General features: G+C 69.4%; 11 protein-coding genes and 1 pseudogene. 5 read left to right on the forward strand and 7 right to left on the reverse strand.

The window, feature by feature from the left end:
* Positions 1-81 precede the first annotated feature (81 nt).
* The 5 genes from WME89_RS50700 to WME89_RS50720 all read right to left on the reverse strand — a co-directional run bounded on the left by WME89_RS50700 (position 82) and on the right by WME89_RS50720 (position 5,229).
* Positions 82-708 carry a hypothetical protein gene (locus WME89_RS50700; protein ID WP_438006695.1) on the reverse strand — a complete coding sequence of 209 codons (627 nt, stop codon included), beginning with the start codon at positions 706-708 and terminating at the stop codon, positions 82-84.
* Positions 709-1,056: 348 nt separating this feature from the next.
* On the reverse strand, positions 1,057-1,821 hold the full coding sequence (locus WME89_RS50705) for a hypothetical protein (RefSeq protein WP_438006696.1): 765 nt from the start codon (positions 1,819-1,821) through the stop codon (positions 1,057-1,059).
* Positions 1,822-2,039: 218 nt separating this feature from the next.
* On the reverse strand, positions 2,040-3,101 hold the full coding sequence (locus WME89_RS50710; RefSeq protein WP_438006697.1) for an ABC transporter ATP-binding protein: 1,062 nt from the start codon (positions 3,099-3,101) through the stop codon (positions 2,040-2,042).
* The gene (locus WME89_RS50715; RefSeq protein ID WP_438012072.1) at positions 3,098-4,132 is read right to left on the reverse strand and encodes an ABC transporter ATP-binding protein; all 1,035 of its coding nucleotides are present in this window, start codon (positions 4,130-4,132) and stop codon (positions 3,098-3,100) included. The genes WME89_RS50710 and WME89_RS50715 overlap by 4 nt, the downstream gene beginning before the upstream one ends.
* 413 nt (positions 4,133-4,545) lie before the next feature.
* Positions 4,546-5,229 (reverse strand): hypothetical protein, encoded by a 684-nt coding sequence (locus WME89_RS50720; RefSeq protein ID WP_438006698.1) that lies wholly within the window; start codon positions 5,227-5,229, stop codon positions 4,546-4,548.
* Between the two features lie 89 nt (positions 5,230-5,318).
* Here WME89_RS50720 and WME89_RS50725 point away from each other — a divergent pair, with 89 nt between their 5' ends.
* The 5 genes from WME89_RS50725 (at position 5,319) to WME89_RS50745 (ending at position 14,989) form a co-directional block, all read left to right on the forward strand.
* Complete coding sequence (locus WME89_RS50725) at positions 5,319-5,756, forward strand: hypothetical protein (protein ID WP_438006699.1); 438 nt, start codon at positions 5,319-5,321, stop codon at positions 5,754-5,756.
* Positions 5,757-6,343: 587 nt separating this feature from the next.
* Entirely contained in the window at positions 6,344-12,784 is a 6,441-nt protein-coding gene (locus WME89_RS50730; RefSeq protein WP_438006700.1) for an FG-GAP-like repeat-containing protein, read from the forward strand.
* A 13-nt stretch (positions 12,785-12,797) separates the two neighbouring features.
* Entirely contained in the window at positions 12,798-13,205 is a 408-nt protein-coding gene (locus tag WME89_RS50735; RefSeq protein ID WP_438006701.1) for a hypothetical protein, read from the forward strand.
* A 73-nt stretch (positions 13,206-13,278) separates the two neighbouring features.
* The gene (locus WME89_RS50740) at positions 13,279-14,580 is read left to right on the forward strand and encodes an RHS repeat-associated core domain-containing protein (protein ID WP_438006702.1); all 1,302 of its coding nucleotides are present in this window, start codon (positions 13,279-13,281) and stop codon (positions 14,578-14,580) included.
* 19 nt (positions 14,581-14,599) lie between these two features.
* The gene (locus tag WME89_RS50745; RefSeq protein WP_438006703.1) at positions 14,600-14,989 is read left to right on the forward strand and encodes a DUF5958 family protein; all 390 of its coding nucleotides are present in this window, start codon (positions 14,600-14,602) and stop codon (positions 14,987-14,989) included.
* Positions 14,990-15,200: 211 nt separating this feature from the next.
* Here the strand turns inward: WME89_RS50745 and WME89_RS50750 are convergent.
* Both WME89_RS50750 and WME89_RS50755 read right to left on the reverse strand, forming a co-directional pair.
* A pseudogene (locus WME89_RS50750) lies at positions 15,201-15,368 on the reverse strand (IS1380 family transposase); the annotation flags it as partial.
* 206 nt (positions 15,369-15,574) lie between these two features.
* Positions 15,575-16,039, reverse strand: coding sequence for a hypothetical protein (locus WME89_RS50755; RefSeq protein ID WP_438003041.1), 465 nt, complete (start codon positions 16,037-16,039; stop codon positions 15,575-15,577).
* Positions 16,040-16,044: the final 5 nt, after the last annotated feature.

The following is a 16,044-nucleotide window of genomic DNA, read 5'->3' on the forward strand; positions in this document are numbered from 1 at the left end:
AAAGCTCGGGCGACCCCGGCGCAAGCCGCGACGGCGCCGCCTCGCGCCGGGAAGCCCTGGCGGGATCGCTGACGCGCGAGATCAGCGGACGATCTCGATCGGCAGCTTCGCCGTCACGGAGCCCTGCTCCTGCCCGTCGAACGTCACCTCGACATCGTAGGTCCCCGGCGCGAAGAACTCGTCTTCCGGGTTGTCGGTGTCCGACGGCCCGGTCCACTGCCGCCCCGACCAGCGGATCGTCTGCGCCGCCGTCGTCGCGTCGAGCTGCACGGTCGCCGCCTCGTTGGGAGCGCAACACCCCGTGTCGCACAGGCAGTACTGCTGTGGATCTCCCGCCGTCGACAGCCCGGTGATCTGGTACGTGACGAACGAGCGCGGATCCGCGCTCGGCTCGACGCAGCGCCCGCACCCGTCGGAGGCCGCGATGTCGAGCGGGGGGACGCTCGAGTCGGTCGTGACCGTATAGACGAACTCCGCCGGCTCGCCCCTCCAGTAGACGCACCGGCTCGACTCGATCGATATCGTCACGCCCGGGATCGTGCCCTCCACGTCGCGCACCGCGCACGGCTCGGCCCCGGGCGGCACCCCGCGGTCGCCGCCGCTGCTGGTGCTGCCATCGCCGCCACCACCGCTCCCGCCGCCCTCCTTGCCGCCGCACCCCATCGCGCACACACCGGACAGCAACGCTATCGCCAGAGCTCGAAGCATCTCGTTCGCCATTCCCTCACCTCTCCGTTCCGCGCGCCACCCCGCCTTTCTGCGGCGGCGCGCGATCGGCAGCAAGGGAGATGTCCCGCGAAGAGCGCACGGGCTCGGCAGTACAGGCCGCGGCTCCCGCCACCCTGGGCCATCGATTGTGCCACCCTGGGCCGCTGGCTGCTTGCGGGTTTCGCCTCGGCCGTGCTTCAGGGGTAGATCCCGACGAATCCCCTGATGTTGCAGCCGTTTTCAGCGGGGAAATTGAACAGGGAGGCAGGGAGACAGGGAGTATTTGAAGATTTCCCTCCCCGTCTCCCCGCCTCCCTGTGAATTATTCGAAGAACTTGAGGGGACGCCTCAGGGGTAGATCTCGATCCCCAGCTTCGCCGTGACGACGCCCTGCTCCTTGCCGTCGAACGTCACCTCGACTTCGTAGCTCCCCGGCGCGAAGAAGTCGCCCTCCGGATTGCTGGTGTCGGACGGCCCGTTCCACTGCCGCCCCGACCAGAGGATCGACTGCGTCACCGTCGTCGCGTCGACCTGCACGGTCGCTGACTCGTCGGGAGGGCAGCAGCCCACGTCGCACAGGCAGTAGCTCTGCGGCTCTCCCTGGGACGAGGAGCCGCTGATCTTGTAGGAGACGAACGAGAGCGGATCGCTCGTCGGCTCGACGCAGCGCCCGCAGCCGGTGGAGGCCGCGAGGTCGATCGGGGGGACGCTCGAGTCGGTCGTGACCGTGTAGACGAACTCCGCCGGCTCCCCCTCGTGGTAGACGCACCGGCTCGACTCGATCGTTATCTTCACGCCGGGGATCGTGCCCTCGACGTCGCGCACCTCGCACGGCTCGTCCGGCGGTTCGCCGCAGCCTCCGCCGCTGCCCTCGGCGCAGCCGCCGGCGCCGCTGTCGTCGCCGCCGGTGCCGGAGTCGTCGCCGCCGGTGCCGGAGTCGTCGCCGCCGGTGCCGGAGTCGTCGCCGCCGGCGCCGGAGTCGTCGCCGCCGGCGCCGGAGTCGTCGCCGCCGGTGCCGGAGTCGTCGCCGCCGGTGCCGCCGCTGCCGCCAACGCCGTCGTTGTCGCCCTTGGTGCACCCCATCAGGCACGCACTGGAAAGCAGGGCTGCCATCAGGGCTCGAAGCATGTTGCTCGTCATCTCATCACCTCTCCGCGTTCGCCTGCGCTCCTCGCGCGCGGCGGATGAGGGCCGACAGCAAGAGAGGTGCCTCGCGACAAACGCGCGGATCGAGGCAGGAGCCGGGCCAGCGCGTGGCACATCACGCCGGAGGATGTGCCAGCATGGGCCGACGCGGGCAGGCGACGGATCCCGATCGGGGTCGCGCTCGCTCACTCGACTTCCGGGTACCAGCACGCCACGCGGTGGCCGCTCCCGGGGACGAGCTCCTCGAGCGGCGGGATCTCGACGTCGCACTTGCCCTCCTCGGCCTTCCGGCAGCGCGGGTGGAAGACGCAGCCCTCGGGCGGGTTGATCGCGCTCGCCGGCGCGCCCGGCAGCAGGCGCCGCGCCTTGCCGCCGCGCTCGACCGACGGCGTCGCCTCGAAGAGCGCGCGCGTGTACGGGTGGTGCCGCCGCTCGGTCACGCCCTTCGCCGGGCCGATCTCCACGATCCGGCCGAGGTACATCACCGCGACGCGGTGGCTCACGTGCTCGACCACCCGGAGGTCGTGCGAGATGAACAGGAGGCTCAGCCCGAGCTCGTCCTGGAGATCCTCCAGGAGGTTCACGATCTGCGCCTGGACCGAGAGATCGAGCGCGCTCACCGGCTCGTCGCAGACGATGAAGTCCGGGCGCACCGCGAGCGCCCGGGCGATCGCGACCCGCTGGCGCTGCCCGCCGGAGAGCTCGTGGGGGAAGCGCTCCATCATGTCCGGCCGCAGCCCGACCTTCTGGAGCACGCCCTCGACCAGCGCGGTCTCCTCGTCGCGGCTCCGCGCGAGGCGGTGGATCACGAGGCCCTCGCCGACGATCTCGCGCAGGGTCATGCGCGGGTTGAGCGAGCCGTACGGGTCCTGGAAGACGATCTGCATCCGCCGGCGCATGGCCCGGAGCGCGCGGCCGGACATGTCGGTGAGGTCCTCGCCGTCGAAGAAGACGCGGCCCACGGTGGGCTCGACGAGCCGGATCGCGAGGCGCCCGAGGGTGCTCTTGCCGGAGCCGGACTCGCCGACGAGGCCGAGCGTCTCGCCGCGGTGCACGTGGAAGGTCACCCCGTCGACGGCCTGCACGAACGACGGCTTCGCGAAGGGGCCGCGCCGCACCGGATACAGCTTCGAGAGCCGCTCGGCCTGGACGAGCGGGCGCTCGCCCCGCGCGCTCTCGGCGCGCGCCTCGGCGGCGCCGGCCTCGTCGCCCTGGGCGGGCAGCGGGTAGTCGCTGTCGCGCGTCACGCCGCGCCCTCCTCTCCGGGGCGGCCCTGGCCCGCGAGCAGGAAGCAGCGCGCCGCGTGGTGCCCCGCGCCGGGCGGGGCGGGGGCGGGGGCGGGCGGGGCGGAATAGAGCTCCGGCGGCTCGGCGCGGCAGCGGTCGAACACCGCCTCGCAGCGGTCCTGGAAGCGGCAGCCGCGCGGCGGGTCGCGCAGATCGGGCAGGCCGCCGGGGATGGTCGGCAGGCGCAGCGAGCGCTCGCCGCGCACGCGGGGCGGGCGGAACCCGCGCGCCGGGATGCTCCGCAGGAGCGAGCGCGTGTACGGGTGCGACGGCGCGGCGAGCACGTCGCGCGCCGGCCCTTGCTCCACGACGACGCCGGCGTAGAGGACGACGATGTCGTCGGCGAGCTCGCCGACCACGGCGATGTCGTGCGCGATGAGCAGGAGGCTCATCGACGTCTCCGCCTTGAGCCGCTCGAGCAGGTCGAGGATCTGCGCCTGGGTGGTCATGTCGAGCGCGGTGGTCGGCTCGTCGGCGATGAGCAGCGAGGGGCCGGGCGCGAGGGCCATGGCGATCATGACGCGCTGGCGCATGCCGCCGGACAGCTCGTGCGGGTAGCTGTTCGCGCGCACCTCGGGCTCGGGGAAGCCGACCTTGCGCAGGAGGCTCACCGCGTAGAGCCGGGCGTCGCCGCGCGACATGGGCAGGTGCAGCCGGATCGCCTCGGCGATCTGGGCGCCGACCGTGTACACGGGGTTCAGCGAGGTCATCGGCTCCTGGAAGATCATCGCGATCTTCCCGCCGCGCACCGCGCGCATCTCGCGCTCGCCCAGCGCGAGGAGGTCCTTGCCCTCGAGCTCGATCGAGCCGCCGTCGATGGAGGCGTAGGGCGCCGGCAGGAGCCGCAGGATGCTGAGCGCGGTGACCGTCTTGCCGCAGCCCGACTCGCCGACGAGCGCCACGGTGCGCCCGCGCGGGACGGTGAACGAGACGCTGTCGAGGACGCGGGTGACGCGGCCGTCGGCGGTGAACGAGACGCGGAGGTCGCTCACCTTGAGCAGCGCCTCGGCGGGCGGGGCTGCCTCGGTCGACGGGGGCGGCGCGGTGGTGCGGAGGAGCGGGAAGGGGCGCCCGCTCGGCACCGAGCGCTGCGTGACGGCGGGCTCGTCGTCATCGGCGCGGGTGCCGCGCGCGGACATGGGAGCGCCGCGCGCGGACATGGGGGCGCCGCGCGCGGACATGGGAGCGCCGCGCGCGGACATCGGGGCGCCGCGTGCGGACATCGGGGCGCTGGGCGATGTCGGGGCGCTCGGCACCGGCGGGGCGCTGGGCGATGTCGAGTCGCTCGGCAGCGGCGGATCGCTCGGCGTGGTGGGCCTGACCCGGCCGGCGTCGTGGCGGATGAGGGGCAGGGGGAGAGAGGGCCGCCCGCCGAGGTCGTCGTCCTCGTCGTCCTTGCCGGTGCTCACCGTACGTAGACCTCGAGCAGCGGGCCGGTGCCCTGGGAGAGCCCCATCGAGTACGCCGCCCCGACGGCGTCGCTGCCCGGCGCGAGGATGGCGATGCCGTGGTCGTCCAGGCGCCGCCTGGCCCAGCCGCGCACCAGCGCGGTGACGTCGATCCGCAGCGGCGTCGTGGGGCGGCGCCGCACGACGGCGGCGGGCTCCGGGATCGACAGGCGGGGCTGCCGGCCCCACGTCGCCGTCTCGGAGCGCCACGGCTCGAGGATGCGCGCCACCTCGAGCGTGAGCGCGCCCTCGGCGGGCGGCGCCAGGGGGGTCGGCTCGAGGACGACGAAGGCGCTCGCGATGTCGGCGTCGACGCCGAAGGTCGGCGCGAACCGGAGCAGCAGCACGACGTCGCCGGTCGCGGCGCGCCCGAGCGCGACAGCGTCGGGGACGCCGGGCGTGGCGTCGCCGTCCTCCGCGAGCACGGCCACGTCCGCGGGCGCGAGCAGCACCCGGCGCGCGTCGATGGGCGACGGGAGGGCGCTCGCCGGCCGGCAGCGCCCCGCGACACAGTGGCGGGCGCCGCAGACGCCGGCGCCCGCGCACACGCCCGCGTCCGCCGCGGGGGCGCCGCCGCAGCCCGGGAGCAGCGGCGCCGCGACGAGCAGGGCCACGGGCGCGAGGGCGGCGAGCAGTCGCACAGCGGGGGCGACCATAGCAGAGGGGGGCGTGGCGGGCATATCGCGATCCCTGTTGTCGGGCTGCTGCCACTCTGCTGGGATGGCGCGCCGTGCGCATTCGACTCTTCACCGTCCTGAGAGCGCTCGTGATCGTGGCCGCGCTGCCCGTGGCGCTGGCGGCTTGTGGGAAGAAGGCCCCGCTCGGCTCGCCGTGCCGCGCTGACGACGACTGCGCCTCCGGCCTCGCCTGCCACCGCGAGCAGTGCCTGCACGAGGGGAGCGCCCGGCGCCTGCGCGAGGAGGAGCAGCGCGCCTCCGGCGGCGCCGCCGCGCGGAAGGTCGGCGACCGCATCGAGGTCGAGTGGAAGGGCTCCTACAAGCCCGCCGTCATCACCAGCGTCGTCGCGCCCGGCTCGTACCGCGTCCACTTCGAGGGCTACGACGCGCAGTGGGACGAGGTCGTGACGGAGGCCCGCATCAAGGGCGGCGCGCGCTCTGGCTCAGGGCAGAAGGCGGCGGTCCCGGCGGCGAGCAGCTCGCCGCCCTGAGCGGCGGGAAGGCTTCCTCGGCGCAGCCGCCCGCTCCCGGCTTCGGCACAGGGCGGCGCATCTCTGGCGAGGCGCGATGGCACTTCATGGCGCAGCTGTTGCGCGCGGGGCGTGGTGAGACGCGCAGCTCCGGCCAGATCGGGGCCGGCATGAGCGTGATTCATCGGCGAGCCAGACCGCGCCACGCAGGACACGAGCTGTCGTGGGGCCAGAACGGTCCTCAGCTTGCTGTGAGGACCGGGAACGGTGGCGCGCGGAGAGCCAGCGTGACGTGAGGCCCGGAACGATGCGTGGAGGCTGTCGAACTGCCCCGGTGACGGTGTTCAGCCCAAAGCGACGGCGCGCACGTCATGGCGCAGCTCCGCGAACGTGTGCGTCTTTACGCAACCCCTTGCACGTCGTGACCTTGCCGAGGAGCCGAGTTCGGTAGCCCTCACCATCCCGCGTGCCGCTGTGAACAGCGGGCAGCGCTGCTCTTCGGCGAGACGTGTGCGACCCTGGGGCCTCTTGGCCCGATGCCTGCTGACGGCGGCTGCGCAACCGGAGCCGGGGTCGTCGACCCCAGGACAGCGGCAACGGAGTCCCAGATGAAGCTCTTCTTTGCATGGGCGCAGCTCGCCTTGCTTTCGGTACTCGCGATGGTTTCGTGCGCCGGCGATGACGTGCGCCAGCTCGGTCGGGTACAGCAAGCGTTCGACCAGGAGACGCCTCCCGAGCAGCCGGAGGCGTTCACGCTGCCCGAGACCCCGATCGTCGCCGGCGCGAAGGCCGGCTACCTGCCGGGGTCGGGGCACGTCACGCCGGACGGGGCGTACACCTACCGGCTGCCGATCGACGTGCCGCCCGGGCGGGGCATCGAGCCGAGCCTCGCCATCACGTACTCGAGCCGCGCCGGCGATGGCCTGATGGGGGTGGGGTTCTCGCTCAGCGGCCTCTCGTCGATCGTGCGCTGCCACAAGACGCTCGCCATCGACGGGGTGGTCGACGGGATCGACAACGACGAGACCGACGTCTTCTGCCTCGACGGCCAGCGGCTCGTCAGCGTGCTCGGCGCGTACGGGGCGGACGGCAGCGAGTATCGGACCGAGGAAGAGAGCTTCACCCGGGTGATCTCTTATGGCAGTCCGCAGCCGGAGCGCTTCCGGGCGTGGCTAAAGGACGGGCGCATCCGTGATTACGAGCGGGTCGGACCGCTCGATTTCCGGATGACGAAGGAGCAGGATCGGTCCGGAAACACGATCTCCTATATTTATGCGGACTTCGCGCCAGAGGAGGCGAGCGAGGGCGAGACCGAGCACCTGATCGACAGGATCGAGTATCTGGGCCATCGCATCGAGTTCGGTTACGGCACATTCGGCTACGGCGAAGGGAAGCGGAGCAGCGGCCGGTTCGGTCGGACGACGCTCTACACGGCCGGCATTCCTCGATGGCGAAGCCAGCTCTTGCAATGGATCGCCGTCTATGGACCGAACCCGAGCGACCAAGGGCTGCTGTGGCGTTACGAGCTCGACTACGAGGAGGGCCCATTCAAGAGCTTCGACACGGGACGCCCGCGGCTCGTGCAGGTGAAGCGCTGCGGCGGGCTCGGCGGCTGCTTCCGGGCGCGGCGGTTCAGGTGGTCTTCCCGTCAGGGCGACTGGTTCAAGGAGTCTGCAATCGATGAGCACCCTTGGTTCACGGGCGCCAAGCACCCCGTCGTACTGGACGTGGACGGCGACGGCAAGGACGAGGTGCTGCTGGAGACCGACGCTCCTGAGGCGCCGTACCTCCTCTTGCGCAGCTTGCCCTCGAAAGCGACGCTGGGCTCCAAGGTGGCTCTCACCGGGGGTGCCGAGAGCTCGCCGGCCCTCGAAGGCGCGCAGCTGAAGCACGCGAAGGCCATCGATGCCGCCGGAGACGGTCGGAGCGAGCTCTTCACCTGGAACCGTCGCACAGAACAGTTTGAGATGTACGCCTGGACGGGCACCGCGTTCGAGCCGACCGGGACCGCCGTGCCGATGTCGCCCGACCTCAGCTCGACCGCGGCCGGTGTGGAGCCGTTCCACTTCGCTGACGTGGACGGCGATGGGCTTGCCGATCTGGTGAAGCTGCTCGACAACGTGGTGGACGGCATCTATGAGCCGAAGTTCGTGATGCGGCGCAACCTGCCGAGCGGCGACTTCGATTCCGCGGAAGACACCGGGATCCCTGTCGTCGCGGCCGACGCGCTCGAGTTCGCGTCCGTTGCGCTCGACGTGCAGGGCGACGGGCGTGCAGGTCTATGGCAGAGGGGCGCTGCCAGGGCCTATTACCCGGACGACGCGGGCGGCTTCGGCGCCGCGGACATTCCTGTAGACGACGAATACGGGACCATCGACTCGCAGATGGCAGACCTGAACGGAGATGGCCTTCGGGATCACGTTCAGGCCGTGCTTCTGTCGGGGAACAACAGCACCGCTCTCCGGCTAGCCTGGAACTCGGGAAAAGGATTCGTCTCGCAGTACGGGTACTACGGGCCTGAGGTGGCCAGGCATCCGGGCACGCTACAGACGGCTGACGTCGACGGGGACGGGCGTGATGACTTCATCGTCATCGGCGACGATCCACCGGGTATCAAGATCGCCCGGCTGCATGCGATGCCCCAGCTGCGCTGGGACGAGGGCTGGAGGACCTCGGGGATCGCGGCCCCTCTGGGGCGCATCACCGCCGTGCGGCACGGCGACTTCAACGGCGACGGGCTGCTCGACCTCATGTACCTCGCCGAGCGATGCTCGAGCGCGCTCGAGGGCCCGACGTCCGCGTGCGACTCGGGCACCAAGGTGGGGAGCCTAAGCGTGCTCGTCCAGCAGAGCACGGTCATCGACGTGGTGGAGATGGTCCTGGATGACGACAACTGGACGCGGGAGACGATCGGCTACGAGCGGCGGTGGACGGACACGCCGGAGGTCGCGGGCTGCGCGTACCCCCAGGTGTGCCACCGTCGCGGCATCCCGGTGGTGCACAGGCACCTCGTGTACGAGGGGCAGAGCTCGCCGCGATCGCGTCACTTCTCGTACGAGGATCCGCGCTCGGACCTGCGGGGGCGGGGCTTCCTGGGGTTCGGGAAGGTGCGGGTCTGGGAGCCGCAGGTGCCGCGCGAGACGGTCACGACGTTCGACCATGAGACGCGCGTGGGCACGCGGTATCCGTTCGCCGGCCGTCCCGCGACCGTGACTGTCGCGACGCCGGTGCTCGAGGACAAGTCCAGCGGACCGCTCGACAAGCCGGGCAGGGCGGTGGCGCGGGTCGTGCGCAAGACGATGCAGTACGAGTCGCGCGCGCTGAACGGTGGGGCGACGCACGCGGTGTTCCCTCAGGGCTGGATGAGCGAGGAATGGGAAGAGGAGGTGTCGATCGAATGGAAGGGGTCAGGCGTGCACATCGGCGAGATCGATGGCCCGGTGCAGGCGCCGCTGCGGACGCGGCTCGGCTCGACCCGGTTCGACGACTGGGGTAGCCTGGAGAGCGAGACGACCGAGACCGTGGGCGGGGTGCGGACGACGGTAGAGCGGGAATACGAGCACCGGCTGGAGCCGTGGCTGCTATCGTTGCCGGTGTGGGAGAAGGTGACGTCGACGACGCCGGGGGAGGCGGACTCGACGCAGCGGCGCACGCACTTCAAGTTCAACGATGCGGGGAGGATCGAGCGTGTTGTGGTCGAGCCGCTCGATCCGCTCGGGCCGTCGGATCCGGTGCCTGAGCCCGGCGTGACCTCGACGGTGCGCTACGACTACGACGCCGAGGGGCTGCTGCGGCGCGTGACCCAGACGGCGCTGGGCCTGCCGGCGCGGCGCGTACATATCGAGTACGACGGGACGCCGGGGCACACGGCGCCGAGCTTGATCTGGAACGACCTCGGGCACGCGCAGTGGTTCGCGGTGCACGCCGGGTACGGCGTGGTCATGGCGGAGATGGACGCGAACGGCGTGCAGACGAGCCGTGTGCACGACGACCTCGGCAGGCTGGTGAGCCGGCGGTCGGACGGCGCCGGCGAGCAGACATTGAGCTACGAGCAGGGGTTGAGCGGGGTCACGGTGCGCGCGTCGGACGCGACCGGGGCGAGCGGGTTCGTCGACTTCGACGTCGTCGGCCGGCCGTTGCACGTCGGCCATGTCGGCCACGACGGCGCCACGCTGATGAGCGAGACGACATACGATGTCTTCGGCCGCGTCATCGCGCAGAGCCGGCCAGCGCGGCGGCTCGCGGACGCGCGGTGGACCAAGCAGGTGTACGACAGCCTCGGGCGACTGCTGAGGGTGGCGGGCCCTGACGGGGCGATCACGCGCCATACACATTCGTTCTTCGAGACCGAGATCTCGGACCCGAGGGGCAGCCACACGAAGCTCGTGCGGGATCTCGACGGCCGCGTGGTGCAGAGCACGTCGTATCTGGGCGTCACGGAGCTCTCGACAACGTCCGACCGGTTCATCTATCGCCGCGCGACCGAGCTCACGACACGCTACGAGTATGGTCCCTTCGATCAGGTCGAGAAGATCATCGACCCCGAGGAGAACGTGACGGTGCTCGGTTATGACGTGCTGGGACGCCGCACGCGGCTCGTCGACCCGGACAAGGGCACGACGCGCTTCGATTACAACGGTCTCGGGGATCTGTACCGGAAGGTGGAGGGCGGAGAGGAGGCGATCTACCAGCATGACGTCATCGGGCGGGTCAGATGGGCGACAGACGTCGATGGAACGACGGAGTACACGTGGGACACGGAGGCGCATGGGATCGGGCGACTCGCGACCACGACGAGCCCGGACGAGACCACGACTGGCTACGGGTACGATGAGCACGGGCGGCTGGAGTCCCTGACGTGGCTGGTCGGTGGCGATGCGTTCAAGATGCGCACGACCTATGATCCGCAGGGCCGGCTGGAGACGATGGCGTATCCCGAGGTGCCGGGGGCGCCGAGGTTCACGGTGAAGCACACCTACGACAGCCGGGGCTATCTCGAGCGCATCTCGGATGTGACGGCGGATCCGGCGTCGGCGGGAGAGCCGCTGTGGATGGTGACCGCGCGCAACGACGACGGGGCGCTGTCCGCGGCCAAGTACGGGAGCGGCGTGTGGATGACGCGCTCCTATGATCCGGTGACTGGCCGGCTGGACACGGTGGAGCAGCGGCTGGGCGAGGACGTGCTGTCATCGCTCCGATACGAGTACTACCCGGACGGCCGGGTGAAGCGCCGCTTCGAGCCGGCGGGCGACAGGAGCGAGAGCTACGTCTACGACACGCTGCACCGGCTGCGCGTGTGGACCTTGAAGGCCGGCGACGTGGAGCAAGAGACGGAGTACCGGTATGACCTGCTCGGGAACCTGACGCGGGTGCTGGTGGGGGGCGAGGAGCGGGAGAGGAACGACTACCTCGATCCGCGGCCGCACGCGGTGTCGTCGAGCCTCAAGGGTGGCTTCTTCTACGACGCGCGCGGCAGGCTGGAGCAGGACCCCGAGCGGGAGGTTCACTACACGAATTTCGACCTGCCTCGCGAGGTCATCACGGCGGCGGGCGTGACGCTCTTCGACTACGATGCGGCGGGCGCGCGGGTGCGCAAGCAGGGGCCGGCGGGGACGACGGTGACGCTGGGCGGCCTGTACGAGCGGCGGCAGGGGGCGGAGGGGACGAAGCACGTGTTCCTCGTGCCGGGGAGCGATGGGCTGATGGTGGCGCAGGTGGTGGTGGAGGAGGGGAGCGCAGAGCGGCGGGTGCAGTACCTGCACCAGGACGCGCAGGGGAGCGTGACGCTGGTGACGAACGCGGACGGGAGCGCTGCCAAGTCGGGGTACGCGTACTACGAGCCGTTCGGCCGGCGGATCGAGCGCACGGGGGCGCCGGTGGATGGGCCGGTGGGGGAGCTGCGGCTGGGGCTGACCGGGCACGAGCACGATGACGAGCTCGGGCTGATCAACCTGAAGGGACGGATGTACGATCCGAAGCTGAAGCGGGTGCTGACGCCCGACCCGGTGGTGTCGGCGCCGCTGTTCGGGCAGAGCTACAACCGGTATAGCTACGTGCTGAACGATCCGCTGAACCTGGCGGATCCGACGGGCTACGAGCCGACGGGGCCGGATTGCACGACGTGCGCGCCGTGGACGCCGCCGCAGCCGCCGTGGGGTGAGGGCGGCGGTGGAGTGACCATCATCTCGGGGGGCAGCGGAGATGGGGATGATGGGAATCCTTACACCCCACCGCCGGGGGCAACTGACGGCCACAAGACAGGTCCGCCTGCACCTCCGCCGATCGTCAGGTCGGACGCGGACGGGTTCCAGGGGGCCGGGCCGCACGACGGCAGCTTGCTCGTGCAGCTGTTGAACGAGCGGGCGCGGCAGGATCGGCTGTACTACGAGGGGCTGCAGCGGGACACGTTCCGCGTGACCCAGTGGGCGATGCTGGGCGCGAGCGCGGCGCTGCTGGTCTGGTCGGGCGGGTACGCGCTGCTGGCGATCGAGGAGCTGTCGCTGTGCGGCAGCGCGATCGGTGTGACGTCGACCCAGGCGGCGGCGGCGAACGCGGCGAGCTTCACGCTGAAGGCGGTGCCGGCGATGCTCGGGGAGGTCTGGGTGCTGGAGGGGCTGAGCCAGAACGACCCGGGGAGGATCGCCGATGGGATCGTGATGGCGGCGTCCGCGGGGGCCAGCTTCGGCGAGGGGCTGGGGGCGGGGCCGAGGGCGGGTGGGAGTACGGGCGCTAGCGGCTCTACCCAGATTCTGCGCCATTATACGGACAAATCTGGATATGAGGCAATTATGGAATCAGGAATGCTTCGGCCCAACTCACGAGGCCAAGTATTCGTCACTCAGAAGATGCTAAGCCCAGAGCAAGCGCTCAATGAGCTCTTCATCGGAGCACTGACCCATGTCGATCGTGGAGCATACGTCATTGAATTCTCGCCGAGGCAAGGAATAAATTTCTTGCCCGGCAAGCCCGGTGAGCTAATTTATAGAGGAACAGTGCGATTCGGTCGCCATGTTGATGTGCTGTTCTCAGGCCCAAACCCGTACCGATGAGCATGAATGTTCGATGATTGAAATCAAGTCGCATCCAGAGGCATTGGCGCTGCTCCGTGCTATAGTTGAGGCAAAGTTTCATCCTAATCCAGATGATCTGGACGTTCCTGGGAGTTCGATATTGGCCGCATTGGCTATCAGGATCAGAGACTCCGTCGTCGCAGAGGAAGTTCGACGGGAAGGTAATAGCGCCGCTGAGCGATGGAGCTCATGGTCGCGACTTGTGCCAAGCAGGCCAGAGTGGGCCGCCGCACGTGATTTTGCCTCCTCATATTGGCGTGGCGTGTGGGAGAAGTGGTCGGAAGCTCAGAAGCGGGATGCCGTGGCTGTGCTGCTTAGTCCATTTGAAGTTGAACAAGATGAGCTCTCATTGTTCCTGGACGAAGTTGGCCTACGGATTCGTAGTCATGCGAATGAATGAGGGTGTGTTTTGTTTGTTGATATTGTAGGTGTATTTAAATACATGTTCGAATGCGTGGTGCCTATAATCAAGTGTGCTGTGTCGTAGCGGAGACCGCGAGCATGCTCGAACGTCGAACGCGGACGGGAGCGCGGCCAGGTCGGCGTACGCTTATTGCGAGCCGTTCGGGAGGCGGATCGAGCGCGCGGGGGCACCCGCGGATGGTCCGGTGGGGGAGCTGCGGCTGGGACTGACAGGGCACGAGCACGATGACGAGCTCGGGCTGATCAACCTGAAGGGGAGGATATACGACCCGAAGCTGAAGCGGGTGCTGACGCCCGATCCGGTGGTGTCGGCGCCGCTGTTCGGGCAGAGCTACAACCGGTACAGCTACGTGCTCAACGATCCGCTGAACCTGGTGGATCCGACGGGCTACGAGCCGACGGGGCCGGACTGCACGACGTGCGCGCCGTGGACGCCGCCGCAGCCGCCGTGGGGCGAGGGCGGCGGGGGAGTGACCATCATATCCGGGGGCAGCGGAGACGGGGATGATGGGAATCCTTACACCCCACCGCCGGGGGCAACTGACGGCTACAAGACAGGTCCGTCTGCACCTCCGCCGGTCGTGAGGTCGGACGCGGACGGGTTCCAGGGCGGCGGGGCCGGGCCGCACGACGGCAGCTTGCTCGTGCAGCTGTTGAACGAGCGGGCGCGGCAGGATCGGCTGTACTACGAGGGGCTGCAGCGGGACACGTTCCGCGTGACCCAGTGGGCGATGCTGGGCGCGAGCGCGGCGCTGCTGGTCTGGTCGGGCGGGTACGCGCTGCTGGCCATCGAGGAGCTGTCGATGTTCGGCGGCGCGCTGGGGATGACGTCGACCCAGGCGGCGGCGGCGAACGCGGCGAGCTTCACGCTGAAGGCAGTGCCGGCGATGCTCGGGGAGGTCTGGGTGCTGGAGGGGCTGAGCCAGAACGACCCGGGGAGGATCGTCGATGGGATCGTGATGGCGGCCTCTGCGGGGGCCAGCTTCGGCGCGGGGCTGGGGGCGGGGCCGCGGGCGGGTGGGGAAGCTAGCGGCGGCGTGCAAGCTGAAACGGTGCTTGGCCGTGCTGCGGTCCAACGGCTTCAGAATGCAGCAGATCGGACCGGCCAACGGATCGTAGTCATTGGAAGTCGCGCCTCAGGCAAAGCCGGCACCATGTCCGATTGGGATTATATTCTCTCTGGAAATAGTGCCAAGCGGCATTCCGCGGCCAGATCGATTCCGCGTGGGCTAGCGGGTGGTGAGAACGGCACCGGAATAGATATCTGGCAAGATTTTAACCCACGTGCCCCGAATTACAATCCGCTGGACCCGACGCGGCCGTTTATTGTTTTCAATCCGAAGTCGCGATAGTAGGTAAACGAGGTGCGTGATGAGGACTGAGCAAGGTGTTTTTCTGAACCAATTGGCGCAAGGGCTCGTGTCCGAAGACGAGGGGCGTCGTTGGTTTATTCAGCTTGCGTCGGGCGAGCAGCGAGATGTTCTGAGCAATCTTTGGCTCTTTGCTGCGCAGGCTGGAGCTCGCGAGAGCGACGTGGATGCCGCTATCGCTCGGGCGAAGCTCAAGCCGAGCTTTACACCGTGCGTGGTTCTTAGAAACGGCCGACTCAAGATTCAAGCGGCCAAAGTTATAGACCTGCCAGTCGAGGAGCGTGAGAAGTCGTTTCGGCTGTTATTGGCGCTATTTCAGGTTGCGGACGAGCGGCGTCGGAATGAAGAGTGTCGGAATGGCTGCACGCACTGGTGGCATGCGAAACAGTGACGAGATTGGGACGTGGAACATCTATTTGGGTCTGGTGTCGCGAGCAACGGCTCAACGTAGATTTCGCGTCCACGGGGCACGAGTGGGCTGACGGCGACGCGTGAGCGTCGTTCCACCGAAGAATGCGATATAAATTACGAATTGGCGCGCCCAGAGCGTCACGAAGGCACACGCCCCCCTTACCCCCGCGATGATTTCGGCTGGTCCGGACTCAATTGAGCCAGCGGGCGAGCTGCGACCGCTCCGGCACGTGCAGGGTCGTGCCCCGACCCGACCGGGCCAACCTTCCCGGGACGAGGATGAGCGCGCGGCGCAGCCACGGCGTTCGCCAGCTCGCCAGGTGCGGAACGTGCTCCAGCACATAGCGGCGCATCAGGTGTCGGTGATCCTCGCGTCCCGCGTCCGATCGGTGAAGACCGCGGCCACGTGATCGCCGGCGTTCACCGTTCACCGCCGGCACCCACGCCGATCTGGGCCGCGCTCGCGTTCGCGGCGTAGACAGCGCGCCCCGCCGAAAAATCGAAGGCCCGAGGGCTGCCACCCTCGAGCCTTCTGGAGCTCCGCCTTCGGAGTCCCCCACCTTCATCACGAGCCGGGCTCCAGGTCCAGAAAACGGCGGCATGGAGCCTGTTGCCTTCGTCCGTCTATCGCCTCGTCCTCTGCTCCGGCTGCCGCGTCCAGCTTCGCCTCTGCGGTCGCTGCGATCGCGGCCAGCGCCTCTGCCCCGACTGCCGCCCGCTCCGGCGCCGTGAGTCGCTCCGTCGCGCCGGCGCCGCCTACCGCACCCGGCCTCGCGCTCGCCGCCTCCAGGCCGCTCGCCAGGCCCGCTACCGCGATCGGCAGCGGGACAAGTTCCCCGCGCAGAAAGTGACGCATCACGGGGTGACGCAAGCCGCGGCCGCGTCGACGTCCCAGTTCGCGCCGGAGCTCTCCTCCGGCCGAAAGGACGACCATGACGATCGGTTCCGAGATGTCAGCCGCTGCTCGCTCTGCGGAGCGCGGCTTTCGCCGTGGGCCCTGCGCGAGCGACGCGCGCGGCCAGCTCTTCATCGACG

Origin of the sequence: Sorangium sp. So ce321 (assembly GCF_051530195.1) — a bacterium.
Classification (GTDB): Bacteria; Myxococcota_A; Polyangia; order Polyangiales; family Polyangiaceae; genus Sorangium.

What these genes read in the sequence shown, in the direction of transcription:
- WME89_RS50700 (WP_438006695.1), bottom strand. Translation starts at nt 708, where the DNA reads ATGCTTCGAGCTCTGGCGATAGCGTTGCTGTCCGGTGTGTGCGCGATG.
- WME89_RS50755 (WP_438003041.1), bottom strand. Translation starts at nt 16,039, where the DNA reads ATGAAGAGCTGGCCGCGCGCGTCGCTCGCGCAGGGCCCACGGCGAAAG.
- WME89_RS50745 (WP_438006703.1), top strand. Translation starts at nt 14,600, where the DNA reads ATGAGGACTGAGCAAGGTGTTTTTCTGAACCAATTGGCGCAAGGGCTC.
- WME89_RS50730 (WP_438006700.1), top strand. Translation starts at nt 6,344, where the DNA reads ATGAAGCTCTTCTTTGCATGGGCGCAGCTCGCCTTGCTTTCGGTACTC.
- WME89_RS50735 (WP_438006701.1), top strand. Translation starts at nt 12,798, where the DNA reads ATGATTGAAATCAAGTCGCATCCAGAGGCATTGGCGCTGCTCCGTGCT.
- WME89_RS50705 (WP_438006696.1), bottom strand. Translation starts at nt 1,821, where the DNA reads ATGGCAGCCCTGCTTTCCAGTGCGTGCCTGATGGGGTGCACCAAGGGC.